Source organism: Chromohalobacter sarecensis (assembly GCF_023061135.1).
Lineage (GTDB): Bacteria > Pseudomonadota > Gammaproteobacteria > Pseudomonadales > Halomonadaceae > Chromohalobacter > Chromohalobacter sarecensis.
Genome location: NZ_JAKGAN010000003.1, coordinates 263,323 through 280,536 on the forward strand (window position 1 = coordinate 263,323; position 17,214 = coordinate 280,536).

The window sequence follows — 17,214 nt, forward strand, 5'->3', positions numbered from 1 at the left end:
GAGCATCCCTTGAGTATCGAAGGCATTCAGCAATTCTTTCAACGCATGTTGGAGTCCCCGCAATCGGAGCGTCGGCAGGTGACGCTGGAATTGGCGGTGGCGGCGCTGTTGTGCGAGATCATGCGTGCCGATTACGAGCATGACCCACGCGAAAGGGAAATGCTGCGGCAACTGTTGACCACGCGCCTCACGATCGCCCCGGACGATGTCGATGAGCTGATGGCGTTAGCCGAAACCGAAGTCGAACAGGCCGTCGATCACTATGAATTCGTCAGCCTGATTCGCGATCAGTATGGCTACGAGGATCGCGTGGCGTTGGTTGCCCAGATGTGGCAGTTGGCCTTTGCCGATGGCGAGCTCGATGCCTTGGAAGAGCACCGCGTCCGGCGTCTCGCCGACCTCCTTTATGTCAGTCACAGCGATTTCATTCGCACCAAGCTCGAGGTCATGCCTGAGAGCTGAGACGGCACGGTCAGCCTGCGTGTGTCGAGTGCCAGGAAGGCGTCTGGCGAAAAGTTGACTGAAACGCTTGGGTAAGTGCCATTGCGGGACGTTATACTGGACGCATTGAGCTGTCAGCCTGGCTGGCGCACTGCAGATGAGCATATCGTGGAAAGGAGAGTTGCTGTGATCGAAGGCGTGAAGCATATCGTCGCCGTGGCGTCGGGCAAGGGGGGCGTTGGTAAGTCCACCGTGACCGTCAATCTGGCCCTGGCGATGGCCGCCGAGGGATACCGAGTGGGACTGCTCGATGCCGATATCTACGGTCCCAGTCAGGCGCAAATGCTGGGAATCGCTCCGGGTGTGCGGCCGCAGCCGGCGGGCGAAAATGCCTTCAAGCCGCTGGAGGCCCATGGCCTGCAGGCCATGTCCATGGCGTTCATGGTGGATGCCAATGAGCCCATGGTCTGGCGTGGCCCGATGGTGGCCGGAGCTTTCCAGCAACTGCTCAACCAGACCGCGTGGCAGGATCTCGATTATCTGTTCGTCGACATGCCGCCGGGTACCGGCGATGTGCAGCTGACCCTGGCGCAGAAAGTGCCGGTGAGCGGGGCGGTCATCGTGACCACGCCTCAGGACATCGCGCTGCTCGATGCCAAGAAAGGTATCGAGATGTTCCGCAAGGTCAACGTGCCGGTGCTGGGGGTCGTCGAAAACATGAGCCAGCATGTCTGTTCGCAGTGTGGCCACCAGGAGCCGATCTTCGGTAGCGGCGGCGGTGAGCGCATCGCCGAGCAGTACCAGACGCGGCTACTGGGTCAGTTGCCTCTCGATGGCACGATCCGCGAACAGGTCGACGGCGGCAAGCCCAGTGTGATCGCTGACCCGGAAGGAAGCGTCGCACAGACGTTCCGTCAGGTGGCGCGTGCCGTGGCCGAGGGAATTGACGCGCAGTCCGACGAATCGCCGACCATCAGCTTCGGCGAGTGACGTTCTTCACGTAACGTTTGCGTGACGCGATGGGGCCGTTATCATAACGGCCCCTTTGTTTTTCACGAACCGAGTTTTCAGGGACCGAGTTTTCACGGACCGAGGTTCACGGAGACGACCCGATTTCATCGCGACAGCGCACTGAGCAGGAAACTTCAATGAGCATCAAATCCGACAAATGGATTCGGCGCATGGCCGAGGGCCAGGGCATGATCGAGCCGTTCGAGGCGGACCAAGTTCGTTACGTGAACGAGCAACGGGTGATTTCTTATGGCACCTCAAGCTACGGCTACGATGTGCGCTGCGCTGATGAGTTCAAGGTGTTCACCAACATTCACTCGGCGGTGGTCGATCCCAAGGGGTTCGACGAGAAGAGCTTCGTCGACGTCAAGAGTGATGTCTGCGTGATTCCGCCCAACTCCTTTGCCTTGGCGCGCACCGTGGAATATTTCCGCATTCCGCGCAGCGTGTTGACCATCTGTCTGGGCAAGTCCACCTACGCGCGTTGCGGCATCATCGTCAATGTCACGCCGCTCGAACCCGAGTGGGAAGGTCACGTCACGCTCGAGTTTTCCAACACCACGACTCTGCCGGCACGTATCTATGCCAATGAAGGCGTGGCGCAGATGCTGTTCCTGGAATCCGACGAGGTCTGCGATTTGTCCTACAAGGACCGTGGCGGCAAGTACATGGGACAGCGAGGCGTTACGCTACCGCGTACCTAGCGGGGTAGATGCATCTCGTGTCAGCCGGTATGACACGCATTAGAAAACGGGGCGCCATTTGGCGCCTCGTTTGCGTTCGCACGTCGGTAGAAGAATCAGGCGGAGCGATTGTCGTCACGGTGTTCGATGGTTTCGGCGTAACCGTCGAGGAATGGCTTCTCGGCCGGGTCGAGACGATCCATACCTGATACGAGGCGATGCCAGTACGGATACAGCGGCGCCGGGCGTGTCAGCTTTTCCAGACGCTGCGTCTCTTCTTCGCTCAGTTGGAGGTCGACGGCCGCCAGGTTATCACGGAGATGTTCTTGGGTACGTGCGCCGATAATAAGAGACGTGACACCGGGGCGATTCTTCAGCCAGGCAAGGCAAACGCGGGGAATGGAACAATGGTGGGCGTCGCCGATGGCAGCCATCTCCTCGATGATGTCGTAGGCACGCTCCATGTCATGCACATAGGGTTCCGGCCAGCCGTTGCCCTGCCGCGTGCCGGAGGGTGTCTTCTGACCGCGACGCACTTTGCCCGTCAGTAAGCCTTCGCCCATCGGCCCCCAGATCAGTGTGCCGATATTCTGGTCGAGCGCCAACGGCATCAGTTCGTATTCCGCCTCGCGTGATTCAGGCGTGTAGTAGATTTGCTGGCTGACCGGCGCGATCTGGTTGCGCGCTTCGGACTTGCCGAGCATCTTCATCATCTGCCAGCCGGTGTAGTTCGACGTGCCGTAGTAGCGAACCTTGCCACTGGTCACCAAATGGTGCATGGCTTCCAGCGTCTCTTCGATCGGCGTCACCCCATCCCAGTTGTGCAACTGGTAGAGATCGATGTGATCGGTGCCGAGCCGCTTGAGACTGGCCTCGACGGCACGAATCAGGTGGTAGCGTGAGGCGCCGGAGTTGTTGGGGTCGTTATCAAGTGGACTACGCCCCTTGGTGGCGAGGATGATGTCGTTGCGTTTGTTGCCCAGCGCCTTGCCGGTAATTTCTTCGGCTTCGCCGATCGAGTAGAGGTCAGCCGTGTCGATCATGTTGACACCGGCATCCAGTGCCATGTCGATCAGCTTGCGAGCGCCGTCAGTGTCAACGCTGGCGGCTTTTTCGAAGCCGTTACTACCGCCGAACGGGACGGTGCCGAGAGTCAGCGTGGATACCAGTAGACCGGAATCACCGAGTGGACGATATTCCATATCGTAGAACCTCCATGTGGGAATTGCGATATTGCGCGCGGCGATGCATGGCGTGACGCCACCCATCGCCTCATTGAGTGTGGTGAAAGATTAGCCGGCGAGCAAATATACCAAAGGACCGGCGGCGGGCGCCGCCGGTGGAGGAGGTCAGTCGTCCAGGTCTTCGTCGAGTTCTTCCGCGGCGTCTTCATGCGACATACGCAGCCCGGTGTGCGGCAGTGGCATGCCGTCGAATTGAGCGCCTTCCGCCCCCAGGCTCAAGCGGCCCTCGAGAAACCAGCGTACGGCGATGGGGTAGATCAGATGCTCGCGGGCATGGACTTTTTCGATTATCTGCTCGACGGCGGTATCGGGGTCGACCCTGAGTGCGGCTTGCAAGGCCACCGGTCCGCCATCGAGTTCTTCGGTAACGAAGTGCACGCTGGCGCCATGCTCCGATACGCCATCGGCCAGGGCGCGAGTATGCGTGTCTAGCCCCGGATAGTCCGGTAGCAGCGAAGGGTGGATATTGAGCATGCGGCCGGCATAGCGATGCACGAACGTCGGCGTGAGGATACGCATGAACCCCGCGAGGACGATCAGATCGGGCGTGTGGCGGTCGATGACCTTGATCAACGCGCGGTCGTAAGCGTCGCGATCGTCGTATTCACGATGTGGCAGCACCACGGAATCGACACCGGCTTCCTTGGCGCGGATCAGGCCGTAGGCATCACCCTTATTGGAGATGACGGCAACGATCTCGCCACCCAGCTCGTCGTGTTGCTGTGCGTCGAGTAGCGCTTGCAGGTTGCTGCCATTGCCGGAGATAAGCACCACGACGCGACGCTTCTCGGCGGGTTCCGCTTCGAAGTCGTTGCCGTCGGGGGTGTCGGCTTGAGTCGGAGCATTCATGAGCGGACGTTCTCCAGACGAACTTGTTCTTCCTCATCCTGGCGGGCGACGATGTCACCGAGTCGATACACCGTTTCGCCGGCGGCTTCGAGTGTGGTCTGGGCCTGTTCGGCCTGAGCCGCGGGCACGACCACAACCATGCCGATGCCGCAATTGAGCACGCGATGCATCTCGTGCTCGTCGACGTTGCCTTCACGTTGCAGCCAGTCGAAAACTGCGGGGCGCGTCCAGCTCGCGGCATCGATACGCGCGGTGAGGGTCTCGGGCAGTACACGAGGCACGTTCTCGAGCAGGCCGCCGCCGGTGATGTGCGAGAGAGCGTGCACCGCCACGTCGCTGTCCTTGATCAACGACAGCAGCGACTTGACGTAAATGCGCGTCGGCGCCAGTAGAGCGTCACGCAAGGGCACGCCGTCGATCTCGGTGTCGAGCTCGGCCTGACTGACGTCGAGGATCTTACGGATCAGCGAATAGCCATTGGAGTGCGGACCGGAGGCGGCCAGACCGAGCAGCACATCGCCCTCGGCGACACGGCTGCCATCGAGGATCTCGGATTTCTCGACCACGCCGACGCAGAAGCCGGCCAGGTCGTAGTCGTTGCCCGCGTACATGCCGGGCATTTCGGCGGTCTCGCCGCCGATCAATGCGCAGCCTGCCTGGGCGCAGCCTTCGCCGATACCGGTGACGACGTCGGCGGCGATCTCGACATCCAGTTTGCCGGTGGCATAGTAGTCGAGGAAGAACAACGGCTCGGCGCCGGCGACGACCAGGTCGTTGACGCACATGGCGACCAGGTCGATACCGATGGTGTCATGGCGCTCGAGGTCCATGGCCAGACGAAGCTTGGTGCCGACGCCGTCGGTACCGGAGACCAGTACCGGCTCGCGGTAGCCGCTGGGCAATTGGCACAGCGCGCCGAAGCCGCCCAGGCCGCCCATCACTTCGGGGCGGGAGGTACGCTTGGCGACTCCCTTGATGCGTTCGACGAGCGCGTTGCCGGCGTCGATGTCCACGCCGGCATCCTTGTAACTGAGGGATTCGCGGGAAGAGGTGGGCGTGTCCGAACTGCGAGTCATGGGCATTCCTGTCAACAGTGTGCCGATCGCAGGGCGATCGGGCGAAGCCGATGGCGCCGCCTGGCGCCCGAGGCCAGGGCGGTATAAGGGAAGGCCGCATTGTAGCATTGCCCCACGGGAGGCGCATTGCCCGCGCAGGCGTGTAGAATCGAAATCAAAAGAGCTGGGAGATACGTATCGCAATGACACGCATACAAGTGTGGGGCCTTCTGAGCGCGGCGGGATTGATCTGGTTGCTCGTCTTGCTGGAGCCCATCTTGATGCCGTTTTTCGTCGGCATGATTTTGGCCTATCTAGGTGACCCAGTGACTGACTGGCTGGAGGCGCGCGGCTTGTCGCGCCGGCTCTCGGTGAGCGTGGTATTCCTCGTGCTGGCGCTGTCGATGGTCTTGGCGTGCCTGATTCTGATTCCCTTGCTGGGACGCCAGCTGGCGCAATTGGTCGAATCCTTCCCGGCCATCTTTAACTGGGTACAGTCGGTGGTGCTACCGGAGGTCCAAGCCGTGACGGGCGTGGATCTCAGCGCTGATTTCGATCAGCTGCGCAGTACCTTGATGGAGAACTGGCGCGAGACAGGCACGGTGGCGGCGGCGGTGCTGGCCCAGGCATCCAAGTCAGGCATGGCATTCGCCGTGTGGATGGGCAATCTGGCGCTGATTCCCGTGACGACCTTTTACTTTCTGCTCGACTGGGACCGGCTCAAGGCGCGCTTGCGCGATTTGCTGCCGCGTCACGTCGAACCGACGATCACGCGCCTCAGTCATGAATGCGACGAGGTGTTGTCGGCCTTTCTGCGTGGACAGTTGCTGGTGATGCTCAGCCTGGCGGTGATCTATGCGACGGGGCTGAGTCTGCTGGGCTTGAAGTTTGGCCTTTTGATCGGCCTAGTGGCGGGGCTGGCGAGTATCGTGCCCTACCTGGGCGTGATCGTTGGCATCAGCGTAGCAGCATTGGTGGCGTTCTTTCAGTTCGGTGAATGGCTGCCGCTGCTCGGCGTGGCCGTGGTCTTCGGCATCGGCCAACTCGTCGAAAGTACCGTGCTGCAACCAGTATTGCTCGGCGACAAGATCGGTCTGCATCCCATTGCGGTTATCTTTGCCGTGCTCTCGGGTGGGCAGCTATTCGGCTTCACTGGCATTCTGCTGGCGTTGCCGGTTGCCGCTGTCGTCATGGTAGTATTGCGTTACCTTCATGAGCGCTATAAAAACAGTCGCTTATACGATACTTCCCGCCACGCTGGCGCCTCGCACGAAGGCGATGAGGAAAGGCCATGATCGGGTCCGCGCAGCTACCACTGGGAGTGGGGCTGAGTGACGATGCAACGTTCGCCAACTTCCATGCGTCGAGCAATGCGCCTTTGCTCGAACGTTTGCGCGGCCAGCTCGATACGGATGGCGAGCCTTTTCTGTTCCTGTGGGGCGCGCCGGGCAGCGGTCGTAGCCACCTGCTGCAAGCCGCTTGCCACGAAGCCGGGGACCGGGGAGAGCGTGCCTTGTATCTCCCCTTGCGTGACCTGGGACACTTTCCGCCGCATATGCTCGAGGATCTCGAACGCTTGGACCTGGTGGCGATCGATGATCTCACTGCGGTACTCGGGCGTAAGCGCTGGGAAGAGGGGTTGTTTCATTTCTTCAATCGCATGCGCGATGCCAACAAGCGCCTGGTGATCGCCGCCGAAGCCGCGCCGCGCCAGTTGCCCATCGTGTTGCCCGATCTCGCCTCGCGCTTGAGCTGGGGTGTGACCTTTCATGTTCAGTCACTGGACGATAGCGGACGCTTCGAGGCCTTGCAATTGCGCGCACAGGTACGCGGCATGCAGCTCCCTGATGAAGTCGCACGCTATATTCTGCATCGTGGCCCGCGACAACTTTCCGCGCTATTCGATGCGCTTGCTCGTCTCGACCACGCCTCGCTTTCCGCTCAGCGCAAGCTGACCATTCCTTTCGTCAAGCAGGCGCTGGGCTGGTAATAAGCCAAGTCATGCGTCGTCGCCGTTGAGCGTGGCGAGAATGCGGCGCGGCCCACCGTGGCGGCGATGCTCCCCCAGCCATATGCCTTGCCAGGTGCCGGTGGCGAGTCGTCCTGCTTCGACGGCTAGCGTGAGTTGGGTGCCGAAGAGGCTGGCCAAAACGTGCGCCGGCATGTCGTCGGGTCCCTCCAGTGTGTGGCGCATGCCGTCGATGTCTTGTGGTGCGAGCCGTTCGGCGTACAAAGCCATGTCGTGGCGCACGTCAGGATCGGCGTTCTCATTGAGAGTGAGCGATGCGGATGTGTGCAGCAGTTGCAGGTGCAAGAGCCCGAGGCGCACGGAGGCGAGCGCTGGGAGCTGGTCGATGATCTCGTCGGTGACGAGGTGAAAGCCTTGGCGGCGTGGGCTCAGGGTGAGCGTGGTGCGGTGCCACATGATGAATTCTCCCGAGAGGTAGTGACGATGCCTTGAAAGGCGCCATCGGCAGCACAATTTCATATTAATAGTCGCCGGGCTCGTGTGCGCCGGAGGGGCGACCGTCATGATCGTCGATAGCGACGGGCATCGCCATGATGGGGCGCGCGCACGGTGGTCTCAACCGATCAGGAGGGTGTGATGAGCGAGACACGCATTGAACGCGATAGCATGGGGGAACTCGAGGTTCCTGCCGATGCACTGTATGGCGCCCAGACCCAGCGTGCCATCAACAATTTTCCCATCAGTGGGCAGCCCATGCCTCCTGCGTTCATTCAGGCCGTGGCACGGGTCAAGCTGGCGGCGGCGAACGTCAATCGCGATCTCGGTCTGCTCGACGCTCCGCGCGCGGAAGCGATCATCAATGCGGCCCAGCGTCTCGTCGATGGCGAGCATGGCGACCAGTTTCCGATCGATGTCTTCCAGACGGGGTCGGGCACCTCGACCAATATGAACGTCAATGAGGTGATTGCGCATCTCGCCAGCGAGAGCGGCACCGAGGTTGGCCCCAACGACCATGTCAACATGGGGCAGTCGAGCAATGACGTGATTCCCACCGCGCTGCATCTGTCGGCGGCGCTGGAGGTCGAAAACACGTTGCTTCCCGCCTTGCGTCACCTGCAGTCGGCCATCGACGCCAAGGCGCACGAGGTAGACGATGTCGTCAAGACGGGGCGGACCCACTTGATGGATGCCATGCCGGTGCGCATGAGTCAGGAACTTGGGGGCTGGTCCAGCCAGGTCGCACAGGCCATCGAGCGTCTGGAAGGCACCCAGCAGAGGCTGACGCGTTTGGCGCTCGGCGGCACGGCGGTCGGCACGGGCATCAACGCCCACCCCGAGTTCGCCGAGCGGGTTGCCAAGGCGCTCGGGGAACAGACCGGACTCAATCTGCGCCCCAACGATAGCTTCTTCGCCAGCCTGGGGTCGCAGGATGCCGCTGTCGAGTTGTCCGGTCAGCTACGTACCTATGCTTGCGCGGTGATGAAGATCAGCAATGATCTGCGTTGGATGAATTCGGGACCCTTGGCCGGGCTGGGCGAGATCGAGCTCGAAGCCTTGCAGCCAGGCAGCTCGATCATGCCGGGCAAGGTCAATCCGGTGATTCCCGAGGCGGCGGCGCAGACCGCAGCGCAGGTCATCGGGCTGGATAGCGCGATCACGGTGGCGGGGCAGAGTGGCAACTTCCAGCTCAATGTCATGCTGCCGCTGATTGCCTCGAATCTGTTGACGTCGATTCGCCTGATGTCTAACGCCAGTACGCTACTGGCCGATCGTGCCATCGCCACTTTCAATGTGCGTCGCGACAATATCGAGGCGCCGTTGTCGCGCAATCCCATTTTGGTAACTGCGCTCAACTCGGTCATCGGTTATAACGCGGCGGCCCAGGTCGCCAAGAAGGCCTATCAAGCAGGCCGGCCGATCATCGATGTGGCCGAAGAGGAAACCGAGTTGTCCCGCGAGGAACTCGAGCGACTGCTCGATCCCACGCAACTGACACAAGGCGGCATCCCCGAATGACTCGGTAAAACGACAGGTGTTGCCTGCCCTGGGCGCCCTCACGGGCGCCCAATTTATTTGCACCTCCTCGGATCTTTACCACGATAGCCTTACACGGCGTTCTTGACGGGGTCCTCGCCACGCCGATCCTGGGCTTCCTCGATGGTTTCCTCGGCGTCCTGTCGCTCTTCGCGATCCGCGTCCGGGCTATCGTTTTCATCGGCGCGTGCCGGCCGATAACGGAAGGTCGCGAGAATCGGGAAGTGGTCGGAACCGAACGCCGAGAGGCGGCGTAGCGCAACCAGGGTGAAGTGCTCGCTGACGAAGACGTGATCCAACGGCCAGCGTAGCCAGCGATGCTTAGCGTGAAAGGTGCTGTAAAGGCCGCGTCCTCGGCGTGGATCCAGCATGCCGCTAATGCGGCAGAATAGACGTGTCGTCTTCGACCATGCCACGTCGTTGAGATCGCCGGCGACCAGTGTGGGTTGATCCGAGTCACGAACCGTCTGGCCGACTAGCAACAGCTCGGCATCGCGCCATAGCGATTCATCGCTTTCGCCGGGGGCGGGGGGGCGTGGGTGTACGGCATGGAAGCGCACATGCTTGCCACCAGGCAGCTCGAACCAGCCATGTATCGAGGGGATGTCGTCCTGGATCAGCCACTCGACATGCGGTTCATGTAGCGCGAGACGCGAATACAGGTGCATGCCGTAGAGGTTATCGAGGGGGATCTTGACGGTATACGGGTAGCTCTCGCTCAATGCCTCGTCGAGGCGCTCTTCCCACCAAGCATCCGACTCCAGCGTCAGCACGATGTCGGGGTCGACCTCGTGAATCTGGCGTGTGAGTGACGCTGCTTGGCGATTGGGCGTGAGAACGTTGGCGACGAGCAGCGAAAATTGACGTGAGGCATCCTCGCCTTCGGCATCGACCACCTGGCGTGCTGCCAGTGGTGTCCAGGGGAAAATGCGCTTACCTTGAACGCCGAACACGACCAAGCTCGCGATAGCGCCAATCCAGCCCAGTGGCGACCATGGCAGCACACACAACAAGGCAATAAAAATCACCACGGCGAATGCCGCCAGTTGCATGCGGGGAAAGTCTAAACCTCGAACCCACCAGTGGCGTAAATCCAGCCACGGGATGGCGGTGGCAATAAACGCTAAAAGCGCAAGCAGGGCAAGCGCTATCTCGATGGCATACTCAATCATCATGGCCTCGTTTCGGCGGCGCCGGCCCTGGCTCCATGCCGAGGCGTTACCGTCCATGGTCAGCGTGAGGATTGAGGGTAGCAGGCTAAACGGTGGTTGCGCCAAGTGACGCTGTCATCGCATGGCCTCGTTAGGCCGCATGGCTGTGGCAATGACGCTCGAGATAGGCGGTCAGATGCTGGTGTTGTTCGGGCGTGAAACGCAGGCCCAATTTGGTGCGTCGCCATAGGATATCATCCGGCGAGTGGGCCCATTCCTCTCGCACTAGATAGTCGACTTCGGCCTGTGTGAGCCCGGCGCCGAATGCGTCGCCAAGTTGATCTTCGCGGCTGACGCCGTGCAGAAAGCGCAGGCATAGCGCGCCATAGCTCGATGCGAAGCGTCGCGCACGGGCTTCCCCCAAAAACGGATAATCGCGGACGAGTTGCATGGAGAATGCTTCCCGCGAGTCGATGTCGCCGCCGGGAAGCGATGCCTCGGCGGTCCAGGGCGATCCCATCTCGGTGAAGTAGGGCTTCAGTTGCTCGAGGGCAGCTTCGGCCAGCTTGCGGTACGTAGTGATCTTGCCCCCGAACACGGACAGCAGCGGTGCGCCGCGGACGTCGAGATCGAGCGTGTAGTCGCGGGTCATCGCCGAAGGATCGGCGGATTCGTCATCGCACAGCGGGCGTACGCCGGAGAAGGTGGTGACGATGTCGTCGTGGGAGAGCGTCTGAGTAAAATGCTGATTGACCACGTCGAGCAGATAGTCGATTTCCTGGCGGCTGGCGCTGACCTGGGCGGGATCACCCTGGTAGCGGACATCGGTGGTGCCGATCAGGCTGTAGTCTTGCTGATAGGGCAGCACGAAGACGATGCGCCGATCCTGATTCTGCAGAATATAGGCGCGTTCGTCGGTATTGAGACGTGGCACGACGATATGACTGCCTTGAATCATGCGCACGCCGTAGCGTGAATCGCGCTGGGCATTTTCGCGTACCACCTGTTCTACCCAAGGGCCGGCGGCGTTGACCAGGGCGCGTGCGTAGCGTACTCGGCGCTTGCCGGTGGTGACATCTTCCAACGTGATATGCCAGAGGCCGTCTTCTTCCTGTGCCCCGATGCAGCGGCTACCTACTTGGATATCGGCGCCGTGTTCACGTGCCTGCATGGCGTTGAGTACGACCAGCCGGGCATCATCGACCCAGCAGTCTGAATATTCGAAACCGCGCTTGATATCGGGTTTCAGGGGGCTCAGGGCGTCAAAGCGCAACCCTTTCGAGGCAGGAAGGCTGGCACGCTGGCTGAGATGATCGTACAGAAACAAGCCGGTGCGGATCATCCAGGCCGGACGCAAATGCGGCTGGTGCGGCAGGATGAAGCGCAGTGGCCAGACAATATGCGGTGCCTTGCGTAACAGCACTTCACGCTCGTGCAGCGCCTCGCGCACCAGACGAAATTCCCGATGCTCGAGGTAACGTAGGCCGCCGTGGATCAATTTGCTGCTCGCCGAGGAAGTCGCGCTGGCGAGGTCTTGCTGTTCGCTCAGGGCGACGCGTAAGCCACGGCCTGCAGCATCATTGGCGATGCCGGTGCCATTGATGCCACCGCCGATGACGAAAAGGTCGAGGATGTCCTGTCGGGGGGAGGCGTTCATGGCAAGCTCCGCAAGATTGGTTTCGCAAATTAAATGTTCGGATATGAAAGTAGCGTAATCGAAAGCGAACATCAAGTCGACGAAACGAACATGGCGTCACTGGGCGACGCCGTGAGCGGAGCGAGGCGGTCAGGCGTCGGCGATATGCAGGGTTACATCGTGCTCGCGTAGTAGGCGCAGGATGCCGTCGGGTGGCTGACGGTCCGTGAACAACGCGTCGATCTGCGAGATATTGCCCTGCCGTACCACGGCATTGCGATGGAACTTGGAATGGTCGGCAGTCAGGAAGACTTGGCGTGAGTTGCTGATGATGGCCTGGGCGACACGGACTTCCTGATAGTCGAATTCGAGCAATGAGCCATCATCGTCGATGCCGCTGATACCGATGATGCCGTAGTCGACCTTGAATTGATTGATGAAGTCGATCGTGGCCTCGCCGATGATACCGCCGTCGCGCGAGCGTACCTGGCCACCGGCGATGATGACGTTGAAGTCTTCGTTGTGCTGGAGGATCGCCGCTACGTTGAGGTTGTTGGTGATGACCTCGAGACCCCGATGGTTGCGTAGCGCCTCGGCGACCATTTCATTGCTGGTGCCGATATTGATGAACAGGGAGGCGGAGTCGGGGATCTGCGAGGCAACGCATTCGGCGATATGCTGCTTGGCATCGGCATTGAGTGTCTTGCGTGTATGGTAGGCAGTGTTGACGGTGCTCGACTCGAGGCCGGCGCCGCCGTGCACGCGCTTGACCGCACCTTCGTCGGCCAATTGGTTGAGGTCGCGGCGAATCGTCTGTGGCGTGACGGAAAAATGCTGTGTGAGCTGCTCGATGGAGGCGTAGCCCTGGCGCTTGACCAGGGTGACGATGGCGTCGTGGCGGTCTTGTTGTGTCATGGGGGTTCCGTTACCTGGCGAGTCAAACGGCCGGTGAATGAGCCATGTCGTGTGGGTAGACGCGAACGTTGCACATACAGTGCAGTGCAGGCTGGAAATCTATGTTAAACCATGATCCAGTGCGGAAAAAAGTATCATGGATTGTTGTAAAGCGAACATAGACATAGTGTTTTCGATAAAATGAACTTTTATAAACAGGCATAAAAACGTGCGAGGTAATCGCGTCAAACGTTTGAACCCTGGCGAATTTTTGGACCTGGGGCTTGCAATTTTCCACGACCTGCGTAGAATGCGCATCCGTTGCCAAGGCGAGAGCCGGCAGCGGCAGCCATAGCATCGCTTAAGCTAGCGCAAAATAGGACCGTAGCTCAGTTGGTTAGAGCGCCACGTTGACATCGTGGAGGTCAGCGGTTCAAATCCGCTCGGTCCTACCAGTAGTGCTTAATGCCATAAGTGCTCAATGTAAGGTCATTAGTACTTAGCATCGAAGTGCTGCTAACAATCGATTTGCAGGACCGTAGCTCAGTTGGTTAGAGCGCCACGTTGACATCGTGGAGGTCAGCGGTTCAAATCCGCTCGGTCCTACCAGAATATTGAACGCCCCCGCTGTCTTGCAGCGGGGGCGTTTGCGTTGGGGCTTTGAGCTGCTGAGCTTTATCCAGTCACGCTGGGCGTGGAAAGGTCGCTGGCGGCAATGAAAATTTCCACCAGGCGCTCTATCCCGCGCTGGTCGTCCTCACTGAAGCGCTCGGGACGCGGGCTGTCGAGGTCCAGGACGCCCCAGAGTTCGCCATCGTGGATGATGGGAACTACCAGCTCCGAACGCGATGCGGCATCGCAAGCGATGTGACCGGGAAAGGCATGGACATCCGCGACACGCTGCGTGCGTCGTGTCGTGGCGGCGGCGCCGCAGACGCCTTTGTCGAAGGGGATGGGGTTGCAGGCTGGCAAGCCCTGGAAAGGCCCGAGGATGAGCGTCCCGGGCTGGCGTTGAAGATAGAAGCCGGCCCAGTTCAGATCGCTGATCTCGTGCTTCAGGAAGGCGCAGGTCTGCGCCGCATTGGTCAGCCAGTCGTGGGTGTCCAGCAGGGGTTCCAGCTGGCGAGCGAGCAGGGCGTAGTCACTCATGATGTCTCCGGATGAATGAGAATGATAACGAAACAGGCCGGCCCTGTGGGGCCGGCCTGTCCAACGAAGCGGCGGAGGGCGGTTACTCCCAGCCGGGCACTGCGGCACCCTTGAACAGTTCGTTGGCCTTGTCGATGACGGCCTGCGACTGATACGCCTTGACCAGGTTCTGGATCGCCTCGTCGTCCTGATTGTCTTCACGCGTGACGATCAGGTTGACGTAGGGTGATTCCGGCCCTTCCTTGATCAACGCGTCGTCCAGGCTGAGGCCTGCTGGCTGGGCGAAGGTATTGTTGATGAAGGCCAGGTCCACATCGGGAAGCACACGCGGCAACTGGGCAGCTTCGATCTCGCGGAATTCGTAGTCATGCGGATTGTCTTTGACGTCCACCGGCGTCGCTTCGAGATTTTCCGGGTCGTCGAGTTCGATGAGCCCTTCATTGTGCATCAAAATGAGCGAACGCCCCTCGTTGGAAGGGTCGTTGGGGAGGGCGATAGTGGCGCCGTCGGGTACGTCGTCGATGGCGTCGTAGCGCTCGGAATACGCACCGATCGGGTAGACGAAGGTCTTGCCGGCGATAGCGAAGTCGTAGTCGCGATCCTCGACCATGCTGTTCAGGTACGGCTCATGCTGAAAGGCATTGGCATCCAGGCTGCCGTCAGCGAGGGCCGCATTGGGTGAGACATAATCGGTGAACTCGACGATCTCGACGTCGAGATCGTAGTCGTCCTTGGCGATTTGCTTGGCGACTTGCATGACGTCCGTTTCCGGGCCTGCCACGGTGCCAACCTTGATCGACTGTGTCTCGGCGTCATCGCTTCCGCAGCCGGCGAGCAGGCCGGCACCGAGTAGTGCCGCCGCGCCGAACAGGCGAACGGGGTGTAGGGCCTGGGCGAGAGTGTCGTTCATTGTGTGAGCTCCTTGAATGAGGCGTTGTCACCGAATATACGGTAGTTACCGATAAGCATTTATGCTTTTTTGAGTATAAAAGTGCTGTCTATTATAGCTGTACGTTTACCCTCTGACCACGCACTCATTTGTGGTCGGCCTTGCGCACAAGGCGGTCGCCAAGGCTTTGAAAGCCTTGCACCATGACGACCAATATCGCCACCGTGATGAGCATGATCAGCGGTTCGAAGCGGTTGTAGCCGTAGCGGATGCCCAAGTCACCCAGACCGCCACCGCCGACGGCGCCGGCCATGGCCGAGTAGCTGACCAGTGTGACCACGGTGATGGTCAGGCCATTGATGATGCCGCCCTTGGCTTCCGGCAGGAGTACCTTGGTGATGATCTGCACCGGGGTGGCGCCCATCGCCTGAGCGGCTTCGATGAGGCCTGGGGGAATCTCGTTGAGCGCGCCTTCGACCAGGCGCGCGACGAAGGGAATCGCGGCGATGATGAGCGGCACTATGGCGGCGTTGGTGCCGATAGAGCTGCCCACCACTAGGCGCGTGAAGGGGATGATCGCCACCATGAGAATGATGAAGGGAATCGAACGGCCGATATTGGTGACGATTCCCAGTACACGCTGGGCGACGGGCTGCGCGAGGATCTGCCCCGGCCGCGTGACATAAAGCAGAACCCCGAGGGGGATGCCGATCACGGCCGAAACCGCGCCCGAGAGTGCGACCATATAGAGTGTGTCGAGAGTGGCCTCGAGAATCAATTCAAGCATCGCGCTGGACATGGCCGAGTACCTCTACATTGATGTCGTGGGATTCGAGTTGCGTGAGTGCTTGTGACGTCGTCTCGGGCGTGCCGATGAGCTCGGCGATCATCAGGCCCAGCGTGCGGCCTTGAATCGACTCCACCTTGGCTTGCAGGATGCTGACATCGACGCCGCTATCGCGTGCCAGGCGCGAAATGAGTGGCGTGGCGACATTCGCACCAGAAAACGCCAGGCGTACCACGGGATGCGTATGCTCGCCGGGTGTCTCCTCGAGACGCTCGACCAGCGCCTGCGGTGGCTCGAGTTCGAGAAAGGCGTTGAGAAACTCGCGGCCCAGGCGTGTCGCCGGCGCGGTGAAGAAATCGCCGACGTCGGCTTCTTCCACCAGCTCGCCATCCGAAATCAGGCCGACACGGTGGCAGATGCTCTTGACCACTTCCATCTCATGGGTAATGAGCAAAATGGTCAGCCCCAGCTTGCGGTTGATGTCCTGCAGCAGTTCGAGGATGGAAGCCGTCGTCTGTGGGTCGAGAGCAGAGGTTGCTTCATCGCAGAGCAGTACCTTGGGGCGGCTGGCGAGTGCACGCGCGATGGCCACGCGCTGTTTCTGCCCTCCCGAGAGTTGTGCCGGGTATTGCGTGGCTTTGTCGGTCAGGCCGGTGAGATCGAGCAGCGGTTCGACGCGCTCGCGGATCTCACCTTTCGACACACCCATCAGCTCCAGCGGCAGCGCCACGTTATCGAAAACCGTACGCGAGGCGAGCAGATTGAAATGCTGGAAAATCATGCCGAGCTGATGACGCGACTGGCGCAAGGCTTCGCTGTCCTGCTGGGTCAAGTCCTGGCCGTCGACGATGACATGGCCCGACGTCGGGCGCTCGAGGAGGTTGACGCAGCGAATCAGCGTCGACTTGCCCGCGCCGGACAGACCGATCACGCCGTGAATGGCACCTTGCGGGACATCCAAGTCGATATTTTTGAGGGCATGGACCGCCGTAGGGCCGGCCCCATAGGTTTTGGAGACACCTTCGAGTTTGATCATCGTCTTCGTTTGGGTCGATGCGTTGGGACGTCATGGCCATTGGCACGCCGGCGACCGTTGGTGATCGAAGCTTGTCGTGCCTGGAGTGGCGTCGCATGTGGCAGAACCCAGCATTATAACGAGGCTGGACTGCCTATGTGGCGGGATTTGTAGGCTGTGGCCATAAAAAAAGGCCACCCAGGCGGGTGGCCATCAACGCTGGACACACCCTTTTAGCGGTATTTCCCCGGGACATGCCCGGGCGCGCCCGCAATCTGGGTACAAATCGGCGCTCAAGAAGTCGCGAATTCTAGGCAGCGCTTCGAGGCCTGTCAATGTCTCTAGGCCAAGTGCTTGTATTCAAGGACTTGGTTCAGAAAAATCGCCTGTTTTGGAGGCTTTTAAAG

17 protein-coding genes and 2 tRNA genes are annotated in these 17,214 nt (G+C 60.5%); 8 read left to right on the forward strand and 11 right to left on the reverse strand.

All coding sequences use genetic code 11. From position 1 onward, the window contains the following. Positions 1 to 9: 9 nt before the first annotated feature. From L1071_RS07005 to dcd, 3 genes are all read left to right on the forward strand, one after another. Positions 10 to 462, forward strand: a complete 453-nt coding sequence (locus L1071_RS07005) for a tellurite resistance TerB family protein (RefSeq protein ID WP_378110427.1) — start codon at positions 10 to 12, stop codon at positions 460 to 462. 168 nt (positions 463 to 630) lie between these two features. After that, on the forward strand, positions 631 to 1,431 hold the full coding sequence (gene apbC / locus L1071_RS07010; RefSeq protein ID WP_246971152.1) for an iron-sulfur cluster carrier protein ApbC: 801 nt from the start codon (positions 631 to 633) through the stop codon (positions 1,429 to 1,431). A 158-nt stretch (positions 1,432 to 1,589) separates the two neighbouring features. Beyond that, a complete protein-coding gene (dcd, locus tag L1071_RS07015; RefSeq protein WP_246970478.1) occupies positions 1,590 to 2,156 on the forward strand; it encodes a dCTP deaminase in 567 nt (188 codons plus the stop codon). 95 nt (positions 2,157 to 2,251) lie between these two features. On the opposite strand, the gene L1071_RS07020 is transcribed toward dcd, so the two are convergent. The 3 genes from L1071_RS07020 to purM all read right to left on the reverse strand — a co-directional run bounded on the left by L1071_RS07020 (position 2,252) and on the right by purM (position 5,304). Next, the gene (locus L1071_RS07020) at positions 2,252 to 3,337 is read right to left on the reverse strand and encodes an aldo/keto reductase (RefSeq protein ID WP_246970481.1); all 1,086 of its coding nucleotides are present in this window, start codon (positions 3,335 to 3,337) and stop codon (positions 2,252 to 2,254) included. Between the two features lie 147 nt (positions 3,338 to 3,484). Beyond that, positions 3,485 to 4,228, reverse strand: a complete 744-nt coding sequence (gene purN / locus L1071_RS07025; RefSeq protein ID WP_246970487.1) for a phosphoribosylglycinamide formyltransferase — start codon at positions 4,226 to 4,228, stop codon at positions 3,485 to 3,487. Beyond that, a complete protein-coding gene (gene purM, locus L1071_RS07030; RefSeq protein ID WP_246970499.1) occupies positions 4,225 to 5,304 on the reverse strand; it encodes a phosphoribosylformylglycinamidine cyclo-ligase in 1,080 nt (359 codons plus the stop codon). The genes purN and purM overlap by 4 nt, the downstream gene beginning before the upstream one ends. Positions 5,305 to 5,486: 182 nt before the next feature. Between purM and L1071_RS07035 the strand changes: the two genes are divergently transcribed. Together L1071_RS07035 and hda are read left to right on the forward strand one after the other, a co-directional pair. After that, positions 5,487 to 6,578, forward strand: a complete 1,092-nt coding sequence (locus L1071_RS07035) for an AI-2E family transporter (RefSeq protein WP_246970502.1) — start codon at positions 5,487 to 5,489, stop codon at positions 6,576 to 6,578. Further along, positions 6,575 to 7,273 (forward strand): DnaA regulatory inactivator Hda, encoded by a 699-nt coding sequence (gene hda / locus L1071_RS07040; RefSeq protein WP_246970516.1) that lies wholly within the window; start codon positions 6,575 to 6,577, stop codon positions 7,271 to 7,273. The genes L1071_RS07035 and hda overlap by 4 nt, the downstream gene beginning before the upstream one ends. Positions 7,274 to 7,282: 9 nt before the next feature. On the opposite strand, the gene L1071_RS07045 is transcribed toward hda, so the two are convergent. Then, on the reverse strand, positions 7,283 to 7,708 hold the full coding sequence (locus L1071_RS07045) for a secondary thiamine-phosphate synthase enzyme YjbQ (protein ID WP_246970533.1): 426 nt from the start codon (positions 7,706 to 7,708) through the stop codon (positions 7,283 to 7,285). Between the two features lie 180 nt (positions 7,709 to 7,888). On the opposite strand from L1071_RS07045, the gene L1071_RS07050 reads away from it, so the two are divergent. Continuing rightward, positions 7,889 to 9,268 (forward strand): class II fumarate hydratase, encoded by a 1,380-nt coding sequence (locus L1071_RS07050; protein ID WP_246970536.1) that lies wholly within the window; start codon positions 7,889 to 7,891, stop codon positions 9,266 to 9,268. 89 nt (positions 9,269 to 9,357) lie between these two features. Here L1071_RS07050 and L1071_RS07055 read toward each other — a convergent pair whose 3' ends face one another. The 3 genes from L1071_RS07055 to L1071_RS07065 form a co-directional block, all read right to left on the reverse strand. Continuing rightward, positions 9,358 to 10,461 carry an endonuclease/exonuclease/phosphatase family protein gene (locus L1071_RS07055; protein WP_246970541.1) on the reverse strand — a complete coding sequence of 368 codons (1,104 nt, stop codon included), beginning with the start codon at positions 10,459 to 10,461 and terminating at the stop codon, positions 9,358 to 9,360. 127 nt (positions 10,462 to 10,588) lie between these two features. Further along, positions 10,589 to 12,094 (reverse strand): glycerol-3-phosphate dehydrogenase, encoded by a 1,506-nt coding sequence (glpD, locus tag L1071_RS07060; RefSeq protein ID WP_246970545.1) that lies wholly within the window; start codon positions 12,092 to 12,094, stop codon positions 10,589 to 10,591. 129 nt (positions 12,095 to 12,223) lie between these two features. Continuing rightward, entirely contained in the window at positions 12,224 to 12,988 is a 765-nt protein-coding gene (locus L1071_RS07065; RefSeq protein ID WP_246970548.1) for a DeoR/GlpR family transcriptional regulator, read from the reverse strand. 357 nt (positions 12,989 to 13,345) lie between these two features. On the opposite strand from L1071_RS07065, the gene L1071_RS07070 reads away from it, so the two are divergent. Both L1071_RS07070 and L1071_RS07075 read left to right on the forward strand, forming a co-directional pair. After that, a tRNA-Val gene (locus L1071_RS07070) sits at positions 13,346 to 13,422 on the forward strand. 77 nt (positions 13,423 to 13,499) lie between these two features. Then, positions 13,500 to 13,576 (forward strand) — tRNA-Val (locus L1071_RS07075). 66 nt (positions 13,577 to 13,642) lie between these two features. Here the strand turns inward: L1071_RS07075 and L1071_RS07080 are convergent. The 4 genes from L1071_RS07080 to L1071_RS07095 form a co-directional block, all read right to left on the reverse strand. Continuing rightward, entirely contained in the window at positions 13,643 to 14,116 is a 474-nt protein-coding gene (locus L1071_RS07080) for a GAF domain-containing protein (RefSeq protein ID WP_246970551.1), read from the reverse strand. Positions 14,117 to 14,198: 82 nt separating this feature from the next. Then, positions 14,199 to 15,026 carry a MetQ/NlpA family ABC transporter substrate-binding protein gene (locus tag L1071_RS07085; RefSeq protein WP_246970554.1) on the reverse strand — a complete coding sequence of 276 codons (828 nt, stop codon included), beginning with the start codon at positions 15,024 to 15,026 and terminating at the stop codon, positions 14,199 to 14,201. 124 nt (positions 15,027 to 15,150) lie between these two features. Further along, positions 15,151 to 15,804 (reverse strand): methionine ABC transporter permease, encoded by a 654-nt coding sequence (locus tag L1071_RS07090; protein ID WP_246970571.1) that lies wholly within the window; start codon positions 15,802 to 15,804, stop codon positions 15,151 to 15,153. Continuing rightward, on the reverse strand, positions 15,785 to 16,828 hold the full coding sequence (locus L1071_RS07095; RefSeq protein ID WP_246970574.1) for a methionine ABC transporter ATP-binding protein: 1,044 nt from the start codon (positions 16,826 to 16,828) through the stop codon (positions 15,785 to 15,787). Before L1071_RS07095 ends, L1071_RS07090 begins: the two co-directional genes overlap by 20 nt. Positions 16,829 to 17,214 lie beyond the last annotated feature (386 nt).